The following is a 12,236-nucleotide window of genomic DNA, read 5'->3' on the forward strand; positions in this document are numbered from 1 at the left end:
TTCAGCCGCCGACTCACCATGATCGTCAAGGCCGTCCAGCCCTGCGGCACCTGGTCCGGTAACTCTGCCGTGCCCGTCCTGATCGCAGGATCATGATCGATGGGAATCTGTCGGTTCCGGCTGATATCCATGATCACCCAGCGTTTCCGATCATGAGTGGAGCCGTGTGATGACGTCAGCGAGCCAATGGGACCACCTGGGCCCGGCCATGAAGGCCGTCTACCAGCGGTTCGACGAGCTCACCGACCAGGGGCTCGACCCCGGCCCCGGCGTCGACTGGCGGGTCTACGGCACGTACGCGCAGATGAAACTCTGGCTGGGGCCGGAAGGCGGCCACGACTACGACGAGCGGGTGCTGCGCGTGGTCCGGTCGGTGGCCGGGCGTGACATCGACTTCACCTACAGGGAAGCGCATCACCTCATGGAGCGGGCGGGGTACTGGGTGCGGCAGGGGCACACCCGCTACGAGGAGCTGTTCCGGATCCCGCTCGCGGCGGCCCGCCGGTTCGGCTACCAGCAACGCCGGGACCTGCTGCGCTGGCTGACGTCGGGCCAGGGGCTGAAGGACGCGCGGGCGCTCCTGGCCGAGCAGGTGCGCGAACTGCTCACCGAACCCGCTGAGAACGGCCCGGCCGGGGCGGTACGGACCGAGATCGGGGACACCGACCACTTCGCCCGCATGCTGGCCGAGGAGTACGGCCCGCGCCTGGTCGAGGTGCTGCCGCTGTTCCGCCACTGGAACACGGCCCGCTCGACCAGACCCAGTGACCGGTGGCTCAGGAACGCCGCACGAATGCTCACCCCCGGCGCGGCCGCCCTGGTCCGTGAGCTGCTCACGCGGCTGGTGGCCTACCGGGGCGGAGAGTGGGTCGTCCGCTATGACGACAAGGAGTGGCGGGACCAGGTCTTCCTCAAGGAGGACACCATCGTCGTGGTGCGCGGCATCCTGTGGACCTGCCAGGTCATCGACGAGCGCTGGGTGACCTCGCTCGTCACCGACGTCGCGATGACCTGCGGCACCGGCAGCAACGGGATGGGCTCCACGTGCCGCTGCGAGCCCGTCACCAACGCCGCCGTCGGCGTCCTGGCCCGCAGGGGTGGACTCGACGTGATCGTCCCGCTGTCCAGGATCCAGGCGAAGGTGCGCGCGAGGTCCGTACAGCGGAATCTGAGCCTCGCCCTCGACGCGGTGGCCGCCGAGAACGGGCTGACCCGCGAGCAGCTGCTCGACCGGACGGTCCCCACCTTCGGACTGGACGCCGAAGGCGTCCGCGAGGAGAAGATCGGCGGCTACCGGGTCAGGTTGTGCGCCGGCGTGCCCGCCCTGCGCTACGTGAACGCCGCCGGCAAGACCGTCAAGTCGCTGCCGAAGGAGCTGCGCGGAGAGCTGTCCGATCTGCGGGCCGTCCTGAAGGAGCTCAAGCTGGCGCAGGCGGCCGTGCGGTCCCGCTTGGAACAGGCGATCGTCCAGGAACGGACGTGGCACTGGCGCGAGGTGACCGAGTACTTCCTCGACCATGCCGTCACCGGCCCCTACGCCCGCGCCCTGGTCTGGCAGCTCGCCGGCGGCCCGGCGGCCCTGCCGGTCAAGACCGCCGACGGCTGGGAACTGGCCGGCCACCGCCCTGCCCCCGACGCCGTGGCAGGCCTGTGGCACCCGATTCACGCGAGCGCCGACGAGGTGGCGGCGTGGCGCGACCACCTTCTGGAGAGGGGTGTCCGCCAGCCGTTCAAGCAGGTCTTCCGCGAGCTCTACCTGCTGACCCCCGCCGAGGAGCGGACCGGCACCTTCTCCAACCGTTTCGCCGGTCACGTTCTGCACTATGGCCAGGCCAGGACCCTGCTGGGCCAGCGCGGCTGGACCGGCCGGTCCATCGGCAACTGGGACCACGTGAACGGCGGCGACCAGGGCGAAGTGGTGCGCGACCTGGCGGGCTGGCAGGCCCGCTGGGCCATGCACATCGTCCCCGCCCACGGGGCCACCATGCTGTGCGCCACCGAGAGCATCACCTTCCACCGCGACGGGCAACCGGCGTCGATGGCCGATCTGCCGCCGCTGGTGCTGTCGGAGCTCCTCCGCGAGGCCGACCTCGCCGTGGGCGTGGCCTCGGTCGCCCGCGAGGACCAGGCGCTGATCGGCCACGAAGGCTATTGGCACTCCCACGGCTTCGGCGAGCTGACGGAGACGGCCAAGACCCGGCGCGAGGTACTGGCGCGGCTGCTGCCGAAGCTGAAGATCGCCTCCCGGGTGGAGCTGACCGACAGATTCCTTCTCGTCCGGGGGGATCTGAAGACGTACAAGATCCATCTGGGGTCGACCAACGTCTTGATGGAGCCCAACGACGCGTATCTGTGCATCGTCCCGGCGAGCGGGCGCGGCGCGGCCGGATCGGTGTTCCTGCCGTTCGAGGACGACGGGGGAACCCTGTCCGTGATCCTTTCGAAGGCGTTCCTCCTGGCCGACGATACGGCGATCACCGACCCGACGATCACCCGGCAGCTCGGCTGAACGACCATCCGGACACCGCCGGGCCGCAGGCGCTGACGGCACAGGCGAGCGATCTGCGATCGGGTACTGCCAACTTCGATGACACGCCCCCCATTGTTCGGCGCCGTTTCCGGCCGGTCAGCCGGTCAGCGCGTTTTCGGTGGACACCTCGCCGGGCGGCCAGGTCTGGTCGATGGCCGCATGGGGGGGCGGCCGGCAGCCAGGAGAAGTCGCTGGGGAAGCCGAAGGCTCACATGGCGGAGCCAGGCCCGCCGCGCAGGCGTCGCACGAGGTCGTCGGCGGCCTCCGGCCACTGCGGGTAGTCGAAGGCGAAGCCCGCTTCGAGCAGGCGGCCGGGTACGACGCGGCGGCTTTTCAACAGGAGTTCGGTGTCCGAGCGCAGTGCGAACGCACCGAGCTCGGCCATCCACTTCGTTGCGGGCAGGCCCACCGGAACCCCCCACGCGGCGCGCAGCACGCGCATGAACGTGCGCTGCGGTAAAGGACCGGGAGCGGCGAGGTTCACCGGCCCGGCGACGTCGTCCCGGTCGGCCAGGAATTCGACGGCGCGGACGAAGTCGCGGTCGTGGATCCAGGACACGTACTGCGCGCCGCCGGCGACCGGGCCGCCAAGGCCGAGGCGCGCGAGCCGGAGCAAGACGTCGAAGACGCCGCCGCGGTCCGGGCTCATCACCATGGCAGCACGCATGCTGACCTTGCGCGTGTGCGGGGTTACGGCTTGCTCCTGCGCCCGCTCCCAAGCGTTCGCGATCTCAACGCTGTAGGCCCAGTAGCTTGGCACGCCCGGTTCGTTTCCGCCGAGCACGCCGGTCACCTCGTCGTTGGGGGCGTCGAAGCGGTGGGAGTAGATCGTGGCGGTGCTCATCTGCAACCAGACCCGGGGAGGCCGTACTGCGGCCGCGACCGCCTCACCCACGACCCGGGTGGAATGCACCCGCGAATCCATCATGGCCCGCAGATTGCCAGGCGTGTAGCGACAGTTGACGCTGCGTCCGGCCAGGTTGATCACTACGTCGCTGCCGTCGAGTTCCTTCGCCCATGGGCCAAGTGTCTCGGCATCCCAGCGGACGTCGCGATCGCCCATCGGCCGCCTGGTCAGGATCACCACATCATGGCCCGCGGCGGTCAGCGCGCGGCTGAGGATGGTGCCTACCTGTCCGGTTCCCCCGGGTATCACGATCTTCATCCGGCTTCTCCCAAGGTCAGTGGAACAAGCCTAGCGCGACCTGCTGAACGCGTTCAAAAGCAGGCCCATGCCGCGGCTTGGGAACCGCCAGGCCTGCAGCGGCGTGATCCACCGGCTGCGACTGGGCCCGAGGGGGTCACAGACGGTGGATCCTGCTCACCTCGGTTCGGGGATGACGCCACACAGGTAAGTCGACCCCTCCAGCAGCTCCGGGGTCAGCGTGATGCCAGTGAGATGCTCGGCCAGGAGGAAGGCCGGCCCGTCACTGGGGTAGAGGTGTCTGTAGTCGGCGTCGATCCGCCGCATGGTCTCCACGACCTCGTCCGGCACCTCCTCCGAGTAACCTTCATCAGCGACGAAGCAGAACCGGATCTTTCCGTCTTCGCTCCAGTAGAAGTACTCGACGCCTTCGACGTCGCGGAAGTGGGAGACGAGGCGGGTTCCCGCCGACAACGACGTGATGATTGCTTCATCGGCGCCGAGCCCGCCGTTGGGCTCGACGATGAACACCCAGTCGCCTATGGTCGTGGCGCCGAGAAACGCGGTGTCGTAGCTGCTCCTGTGGCGAGTCGCGATCAGCTCCTCAAACGTCATGGGCGTGAAATCCTCGGGCCGGCCGCCGAGCCGGAACACCAGTTGCTCGGGTGTCAGGCCGCGGACGTAGGTGAAGCAGTAGGCCTCCGCCAGCTCGGGGAAGCGCTCGTAGGAGAACCAGGCATTGCCGCCAGGGGTCGCGATCATTGCCTCATGCTCGCAGCACCGACCGACACAATCGTGTCCCAGGCGCCCTGGGTCGACCATCGTGCCCAGCCACACAAGGCTCTCCTGATCACGGGCCTGTGCAGCGGTCCGGTCGGCTTCCCGGTGGTCGTGTCCGGCGAGGACCCGGGCGCGGACGTTACGGGTTGCCCTCAGGACCGGGGTGGCATCGGCTGCGCTGTCACGGCGTGAACCTGGACGAGGGCAACGACGTGAACAGCAGGCCCGCACGAGGTGGCACCGCTCGTCGGGTCGCGCATGCCCCCGCTGCCCCGGGGAGCCGTCTCAGCCCGTCGGGTCGAGGACGACGCGGAAGCGGGCGTCGCCGGAGAGCATGCGCTGATAGGCATCCGGCGCCTCGCTCAGCGGGAACACCTCGTTGCGGGAGCGGATGTCGTGGCCGAGCGCGAACCGCAGGTTGTCCTCGTTCTCGATCGCCGTGCCGGTCAGGCTGCCGCGCACCACGTGGCCGCCGAAGATCAGGTCGGCGGTGTTAACCTGGACCGGATCGGGCGCCGCCCCGACGACGACCAGCTCCCCGCGCCGGCCCAGCCCGGACACCAACGGCGACATCGACGCGCCGGAGGCGGCGGTGGCCACGATGACCGCGGCGCCGCCCAGCTCCCGCAGGGCGGCGCCGGGATCGGCCTGGGTGCTGTCGATGTAGTGGTGCGCGCCGAGTTCGGCGGCCAGCTCGGCCTTGGCGGTGCCGCGGGCGATCGCCACCACCCGGTGGCCCAGCGCCCGGGCGTACTGCACGCCCAGATGCCCCAGCCCGCCCAGGCCCTGCACCGCGACCAGCGCGCCGGGCGGCACCTGCGCCGACACCAGCGCGTTGTACACGGTCAGGCCCGCGCACAGCAGCGGCGCCGCGGCCAGCGGGTCCACGCCGGGCGGGATCCGCACCAGGCCGGTCGCCCTGGCGTAGGCCACCTCGGCGTAACCGCCGTCGACGTCGGTGCCGGTGCGCGGCTGGCCGGTGCAGTTGACGAAGTCGCCGCGCCGGCACGCCTCGCACGCGTGGTCCTGCCCGCCGAGGAAGCCGACGCCGACGCGCTCGCCGACCTGCCAGGCCGGCGCGACGCCGGCGCCGACGGCCTCGATCACGCCGATGATCTCGTGGCCGGGGACGATCGGCGTCTCCGGGTCGGCCCGCATCCCCTCGACGGCCAGCACGTCGGTGTGACAGATGCCGCACGCCTCGGCCCGGATCCGCACCTCCCCGGGTGACGGCTCGCGCCGCTCGCGCTCGACTTGCGTGAACTGCTGCCGGCCGGTGACCGTGAACGCCCGGTAGGTGCCGGAGGTGGTGGTGCCGGAGGTGGTGGTGCCGGAGGTCACGGTGCTCATTCCGGCAACTCGCTTCCGGCCTGCTCACGGACCAGGTAGCCGGCGTACCAGTCGGGCCAGTCGGGGTCCTCGGCGCCCAGGCGAGCCTCGTGCTCGCCGTGCGCGGCGGCGGCGCGGCGCAGCGCGTCCGCCAGGTCCGCCTTCGAGGCGAACGAGGTCAGCGACGGGTCCACCCGTCCCGGCAGCCGGGTGGTGACCTCCTGCAGCACCCAGCCGTTGCCGTCGGGGTCGCTGAACGACAGGAACGAGCCGTAGCTGCCCCGCTGCGGATGCGGCCCGGCCACCCTGGCGTCGGTGCCGGCGTGGTGGAAGACCCCGCCGGCGTCGTGGAACACCTCGCTCGGCTCCGCGCCGCGCCGCTCCAGTTCCTCGCGGGCGGCCTCGATGTCGGTGACGATCAGGTGCAGGCCCTGCGCCGAGCCGGGCGCCTGGGACGTGACCGAGGTGCCGAAGATGACCGAGGCCGGCGAGCCGGGCGGGGTCACCTGTACCACCCGGAAGTCCTCACCGGTGGCGAGGTCGGCGTCCAGTCGCCAGCCCAGCCCGGTGTAGAAGTCCTTGGCCCGGTCGACGTCCGAGACCGGCACCACGACGACTTCGAGTTTCATGTCCATAATGTGCGCCTCCTGCGCTGTGTGATGAAAGTGGCGGCGCGATGCGCTCGCGCTGCCGGCTGCCGGACCGCACCGGCGCACCCGGTAAGTCTCGCTGGTCAGGCGGGGTTCGGCGTGGAACGTCGGCGCGTGTCTCCGCAGCCCGCATCGCCGTCCGCGGTCCTGCCCGCGCGTGCCGGGGCCGTTCCTCAGCCGCCGGCGGTGGAGACCTGGTAGTGGCTGATGAGCCAGCCCTCCTCGGTCCGCTTCAGCAGGACGCCGAGGGTGACGTGGATGGCAGGCCGGTCCGTGAACGAGAAGTCGACGGCCAGGTAGCCGAGAACGACGTCGTCAGCGGGAGCCCTGGTCTCCAGCACGCGGTACGCGGCCGTCAGCCCGGGCGGCTGGGAGTCGTAATAGGCGGCTATGGCCGGCCGCCCGACGCCGTAGGGGCGCAGCCCCTGGAAAATCGCGTCCTCGGTGAACAGGGCCGCGATCTCCTCCGGCTCGTGGGCGTCCACGCCGGCCTTCCACCGGTCGAGGACGTCCCGGAGGATCGCCTCCCGGTCCTTGTCCGTGGTCATGGGGCGTCTCCTTTCGGTCGTGCGGTCAGTGGCCGGCGCTCATGCCGCCGTCGACGTGCAGGATCTCGCCGGTGACGAAGGGGGCGTTCTCCAGGAAGACGACCGCGTCCACGACGTCGCTCAGCTCGCCCATGCGGCGTACGGGGTGCAGCGCCGCGAGGGCCTCGTAGTTCTCCTCGGGGTGCATGGGCGTCTTGATCGTGCCTGGTGACACGGCGTTGACGCGGATGCCGCGGGTGGCGTACTCGATGGCCAGCGACTTGGTGGCGGCCTGCAGGCCGCCCTTGGTCAGCGAGGCCAGCACGGACGGCACCCGGGAGTCGGCGTTGTCGACCAGGCTGGTGGTGATGGTGACGACGTGGCCCCCGCCCTGGCCCAGCATGTGCTCGATGGCGAGCTGGGTGACGTGGAAGAAGCCGTCGAGGTTGACGCCCCTGGCGGCGGCGTAGTCATCGAGGCTGTAGTCGGTGAACGGCTTGGCGATGAAGATGCCCGCGTTGTTGACCAGGGTGTCGAGCCGGCCGAACCGCTCGACGGCCGCGGCGACCGCACGTTCGGCGGTGGCGCGGTCGGCCACGTCGCCCTGGACGGTGAGGACGCCGGGATCGTCCGAGGGCGCGATGGTGCGCGAGACGGCGACGACGGCGTGGCCCAGCCTGCGGTAGGCCTCGACGACACCGGCGCCGATGCCTTGCGAGGCACCCGTGACAAGGGCGACCTTCTGCTGCTGCTGAATACTCATGACGATCTTCTCCAATCTGGACGATCGGCACTAGACAACCGGTCGTCTATTTGTCAGAGAAGCTAGGACACGGGTAGGGGGATGTCAAAGACTCAGGGGGCCTGAGCTGGGACCGGGTCCCTCCCACCTGGTAGGCCCAGACTCCCACACCAGGTCAGCACGGTTGCGCTCCGTTCTCGGAGTTCGCGTCAGCGCCGGTGCGGATCGCTCGGGGGCAGCCAGGCGTCCGGCCCGTGAATGCCGAAGTCGCGGTCCTCGCGCAGGGCCTCGACGACCGCGAGGACCGAATCGCGGTCCTCCCCGCGCCGCCACACCAGGGACCACGTCCAGTAGACCTCCGGCGCGACGACCGGGCGCTGGACGAGGTCCGGCGGCAGCGAGGCGAGCTGCCCCTTGGGCGAGTTGACGATCGGACGGCGGCTGCGGCGCACGTGGTCGAAGAACGCCGGGCCGGTGATGCCGCCGTCGGAGATGCGCACCGCGCGGGCGCCCGTCTCGTGCGCCAGTTCCTCGGCGTAGACGTTCCAGGACGACCAGGAGGTGGCGTCGGCGTCGAGGAGGACGACGGTGTCCCGGGCGGAAACCGGGCCGGTGTCCTGGCCGGTGACGACCGCGTACAGGCGGTCGGCGCCGATGAGCTGGGCACGCAGGCCGCGCCGCGCCAGGTCGTCGCCGCGCACCCAGCACACCGCCAGGTCCAGGCCGCCCTCGGCGACCCGGGCGGCCTGCGTGTGGGAGGGCGCCACCCAGGCGTCCACGTGGACCTGGGCCACCGCTGCGGTGCGGGCGGCCAGGTCGGGCGGCAACCAGTTGACGTAGCCGAGCCGGACCGGTTCCGACCCGGACAGGCGGCGGGCACGGTGCCGGAGGTCGTCGGCGCGTTCCAGCAGTGCCCGGGTATGGGGCAGCAGGGCGGCCCCGGCCGGGGTGAGGGACACCGAGCGGCGGTCGCGGTCGAACAGCCGCACGCCGAGGTCGCGCTCCAGCGCCTTGATCTGCTGGGACAGGGAGGGGCCGGCGATCAGCAGGCGCTCGGCGGCCCGGCCGAAGTTCAGCTCCTCGGCGACCGCGACGAAGTATCGCAGCTGGCGCAGCTCCACGCTGGTCATGCTACTGGCGCAGGCGAGAAGGCCAGACCCGCGGCCCGGCGGGAGCGTCAGGTCCGCCGACAGGCAAGACGTCAGGTCCGCCGACAGGCGGGACGCGTGTGAGCCCTGGGTTTCAGCGGCCGGCGGTCACCCCAGCGGGCGTGCGGGCGCCGAGGAGGGCCAGGCAGTTGCTCCAGAGGGGGCCGAGCCGCTCCGTGTCGTTGTAGAGCTTGGCGAACAGGACATGCCCCTCCAACTGCGCCACCACCGACCGCGCGGCCTCGCGGGTGTCGGCCACGGTGACCTCTCCCCGGGCGAGCGCCTCGGCGATGACCGTCTCGATGAGGTCGACCTGGGCGTCGAAGATCTCCTGCAGCCGTCCGCGGATGACTTCGGTCTGGTTGCTCATCTCCAGCGTGAGGTTGCCGAACAGGCAGCCCGAGATGGTGCCGCAGCTCTGCTGCCCGGCGCTCTGGGTGGCCATGGTCGCCTCGAACAGCCGGCGCAGCCGCTGCAGCGGCTCCGCCTCGCCGGACAGGATCTGCCTCCAGGACCGCTCCTGGTTCGCCCAGTGCTCGTCGATGACCGCCAGCACGAGGGCTTCCTTGGATTCGTAGAAGTAGTAGAAGCTGCCCTTGGGCACACCGGCCGCCTTGCAGATCTCCGCCACGCCGAGGGCGGAGTAGCCGCGCATCTCGATGAGCGAGCGCGCGGCGGCGAGGATCCTCTCTCCCGCATCGCTGGTTCGTCCCATATCAGCAGTGTACGACCGGTCGTCTACTTTCTTCTGCCCCCTGCGCGACTCGATGCCGTCCGGCTCGCCCCTTCGCCGAGCAGCCGCCTCACCCTCCAGCGTGAGTTGCCCGGGCCCGCCCTGGGGACATGACTTTTCGGCGAAAGATCAAAATGGCATATCCGGCCGATTACTCTACGCTCGGAAGCAAATGCTCTAGTGTGTGGAATATGCGACACATTGTCGGTGCAGTACTTGTTGCAGGCGCCGTCGCCGGATGCGGTACGACCGCGTCGCCGTCCGGCCGAGATCCTTCACCGATCGCCACGAATACGCCCGCCACCGGCGGCGGGTCCGTGGAGTCACCGGCAGTCGGCACGAAGTATCCGTTCGTCCTGTACACCCATTGCGGGATCCGGTCCGCACATTTCGGTGGACGCTGGTGGAAGGCCGTGGCGCCCACGGAACAGCCGCATCCCGGCGGCAAGGAAGAAACCGCCGGGACGATGGAATTGGTGAACGACGATCTCGCACGGTTCACCTGGCAGGGCGGATCGGCGGAATTCACACCGTCACCTTCGGAGCCGATGCCACCCTGCCAATGATCGGCTACCGATAGACGGAGTAGATCGACGCGAGAAGTGCGGGGTTCTCACCGCCGATGTCCTCACGCATGTTCGCCTGGAAGTACATCACGTCATTGCTGTACACGTTGTGCCCCAGGCCCAGCGCGTGGCCCATTTCGTGGGTGACGGTGTTGTTCCGGGTCCAGCCGGCCGGGGTGTAGTAGTCGTTGAGCTGGATGACCTGCCCGTTCTCGCGATACGGGCCGCTCTGGGTGGCCGTCGGGAAGAAGCCGCTCCAGCGCCCCGTCCACACCGGGCCGTAGTTCGCGCTGACGACATCGACACAACGCGCTCCGGCCTGGAACGGGCAGCTGTTGAACCGGTAGGCGCTGTCGATGTTGGGCGTCTGGTGCCACTTGTACACGGCGTTCGTCACCGGCCACTGCGCTGGTGTGTGGTCGTTGAACCGGACCAGCGGATCCTCGAACCCGTTGTTGGTCCAGAACGCGACCGGGCACGTGAACGTCCGGGCACTGCCGTAGGCGCAGTCGCCCGGCGCCATGGGCATCGCGGCGGCCTTGCCGTGCCTGACCACCTCGACACCCTTCTTGCCCTGCTTGCGCAGGATGTCGGCCAGGTGCTCGGGGCTCATCCCGGGCGGGGGCGTGTAGATGTCGACCCGCAGACCCTCGGCGACGAGTTCGGTCGCCATGACCTCACCGGCGTCGGGATCCGGAGCAGGCGCGTTCGCGCGCCTTTTCTGGTCCTCCGCCACCCGGTCGGCCAGCTCTTTGTCGGTGAACTTCGGGTAGAGATCTTCTCTCGTTTCCCGTTGTAAGCCCTTCTTGCCTGGATCGGCCGAGCCCGCCCATCTGCCTTCCGAATGCAGTTGGGCCGCCCGTACCTCGGCAAGCTGAGCCTCCGCGTCGACGTACGGACCAGCGGCAGAGCTCGAAGGGACGAGATTCTTTTCGTCCGCGCCGGCACTGCCCGTCAGGCCCGTGCTGACGAGCGCCGTGGACGCGAGGACCGCGAAAATGACACGCCGAGATTTCTTGACCACTTGGATCCCTTCCCGAGGAAATGCGCAGATCGCAACCAAGCGGCCGAATAAAAGTACGCCCGAAAAGCGCCGGCGCACGGTCGATGAAGAAAAACCCCAGCCCCCCGATTGAGAACGAACGCCTCAAACCTAGCGAGGGCATTCAGAGGCGTCAAGCGACCAAAATTCGCGCGCCTGATCAAAGAATTGAGGCGGCTCCATGGAAAATCAGGAAGACGTGACTCAAGTGATGTCCTTGATGACAGCGAGTTCGTCACGCATGTAAAGGTGCCTGCCGCAGCCAGATTTCCCCGCCGCATGTGAACGACGACGACGCCAGTGGAGAGACGGTGGTCGCCACAGCCGCGAACCATTGATCGGGTGGCGACGTCCAACAGGATCACGGCATCAGGAAGGACACATGTGATCATCCGCAAGCGCGCCGCACGCCCTGCGCAGCGAATCGACGTGGCCCGCCTTCCCGAAGACCTCGTGGCGCTCATCGACGCCCTCGAGCCCGGCGAGACCCTGGTCGTCACGCGTGACGGCGGGCCGATCGCGACGATCTCCAGCACCGTCGACGTGCTCCAAGGGGCCGTCGTCGACCTCGGCACGCCGGCCGGGACGCCCGGGCAGGCGCCGACGGACTACGAGAGCATGACGGTCGTGGCCACCGCGATGGAGCTGTCGCCCGCGGCCCGGCTGGCGCTGTCCACCCAGCTCGGAGCGGACTACGTGGTGCTCGACATGCACGCGGCTCCGGCGACGGCCGATGTGCTGCTGGTGCCTCCGGGCAGCCCGCAGCTGATCGGGATGCTGCGATCGATGTTCCCGAAGGCGCGTGTCATCGTCACCGATATCGAGGACCACGAGCTCGGAGTGCAGTACCACGGACCGGTCCGCCGGCTGCTCGACGCCGGCGCCGAGGCGTACCTGCCTCCGGCGACCCTCCCGCAGCTGGCCAGGCAGCTGGAGTACACGCTGGGCCAGGGGCGCGAGCTCGCCGCCGGGACCGATGAACCGCTGCAGATCGCACCGGCGGTGGAGCCGCCGGGACCGGGCGGCGCATGACCTTCGCGAGCGC

Annotated in this window: 12 protein-coding genes; 3 read left to right on the plus strand and 9 right to left on the minus strand. The window is 69.6% G+C overall.

What is annotated here, in order from left to right; genetic code table 11:
* Window positions 1-169 precede the first annotated feature (169 nt).
* Entirely contained in the window at window positions 170-2,509 is a 2,340-nt protein-coding gene (locus AB0I79_RS39475; RefSeq protein ID WP_357884738.1) for a DUF4132 domain-containing protein, read from the plus strand.
* Between the two features lie 229 nt (window positions 2,510-2,738).
* Here the strand turns inward: AB0I79_RS39475 and AB0I79_RS39480 are convergent, their stop codons facing one another.
* The 8 genes from AB0I79_RS39480 to AB0I79_RS39515 form a co-directional block, all read right to left on the minus strand.
* Entirely contained in the window at window positions 2,739-3,695 is a 957-nt protein-coding gene (locus AB0I79_RS39480; RefSeq protein ID WP_357884740.1) for a TIGR01777 family oxidoreductase, read from the minus strand.
* Window positions 3,696-3,851: 156 nt separating this feature from the next.
* Window positions 3,852-4,436, minus strand: a complete 585-nt coding sequence (locus tag AB0I79_RS39485; protein ID WP_357884742.1) for a DUF6461 domain-containing protein — start codon at window positions 4,434-4,436, stop codon at window positions 3,852-3,854.
* A gap of 303 nt (window positions 4,437-4,739) precedes the next feature.
* Window positions 4,740-5,804, minus strand: coding sequence for an alcohol dehydrogenase catalytic domain-containing protein (locus AB0I79_RS39490; RefSeq protein WP_357884744.1), 1,065 nt, complete (start codon window positions 5,802-5,804; stop codon window positions 4,740-4,742).
* Window positions 5,801-6,412, minus strand: coding sequence for a VOC family protein (locus tag AB0I79_RS39495; protein ID WP_357884746.1), 612 nt, complete (start codon window positions 6,410-6,412; stop codon window positions 5,801-5,803). The genes AB0I79_RS39490 and AB0I79_RS39495 overlap by 4 nt, the downstream gene beginning before the upstream one ends.
* 194 nt (window positions 6,413-6,606) lie before the next feature.
* Window positions 6,607-6,981 carry an SgcJ/EcaC family oxidoreductase gene (locus AB0I79_RS39500; RefSeq protein WP_357884748.1) on the minus strand — a complete coding sequence of 125 codons (375 nt, stop codon included), beginning with the start codon at window positions 6,979-6,981 and terminating at the stop codon, window positions 6,607-6,609.
* 25 nt (window positions 6,982-7,006) lie between these two features.
* Window positions 7,007-7,723: an SDR family NAD(P)-dependent oxidoreductase gene (locus AB0I79_RS39505; RefSeq protein WP_357884750.1), complete on the minus strand. Its 717-nt coding sequence runs from the start codon at window positions 7,721-7,723 to the stop codon at window positions 7,007-7,009.
* 188 nt (window positions 7,724-7,911) lie between these two features.
* Window positions 7,912-8,823, minus strand: a complete 912-nt coding sequence (locus AB0I79_RS39510; protein WP_357884752.1) for a LysR family transcriptional regulator — start codon at window positions 8,821-8,823, stop codon at window positions 7,912-7,914.
* A 121-nt stretch (window positions 8,824-8,944) separates the two neighbouring features.
* Entirely contained in the window at window positions 8,945-9,565 is a 621-nt protein-coding gene (locus tag AB0I79_RS39515) for a TetR/AcrR family transcriptional regulator (RefSeq protein ID WP_357884754.1), read from the minus strand.
* 209 nt (window positions 9,566-9,774) lie between these two features.
* Here AB0I79_RS39515 and AB0I79_RS39520 point away from each other — a divergent pair, with 209 nt between their 5' ends.
* On the plus strand, window positions 9,775-10,149 hold the full coding sequence (locus AB0I79_RS39520) for a hypothetical protein (RefSeq protein ID WP_357884756.1): 375 nt from the start codon (window positions 9,775-9,777) through the stop codon (window positions 10,147-10,149).
* A 4-nt stretch (window positions 10,150-10,153) separates the two neighbouring features.
* Here AB0I79_RS39520 and AB0I79_RS39525 read toward each other — a convergent pair whose 3' ends face one another.
* A complete protein-coding gene (locus AB0I79_RS39525) occupies window positions 10,154-11,173 on the minus strand; it encodes a hypothetical protein (protein WP_357884758.1) in 1,020 nt (339 codons plus the stop codon).
* Between the two features lie 402 nt (window positions 11,174-11,575).
* Between AB0I79_RS39525 and AB0I79_RS39530 the strand changes: the two genes are divergently transcribed.
* The gene (locus AB0I79_RS39530) at window positions 11,576-12,223 is read left to right on the plus strand and encodes a hypothetical protein (RefSeq protein ID WP_357884760.1); all 648 of its coding nucleotides are present in this window, start codon (window positions 11,576-11,578) and stop codon (window positions 12,221-12,223) included.
* Window positions 12,224-12,236 lie beyond the last annotated feature (13 nt).

It is taken from the genome of Nonomuraea sp. NPDC050202 (assembly GCF_040656115.1).
In the GTDB taxonomy this organism is placed as follows: Bacteria; Actinomycetota; Actinomycetes; order Streptosporangiales; family Streptosporangiaceae; genus Nonomuraea.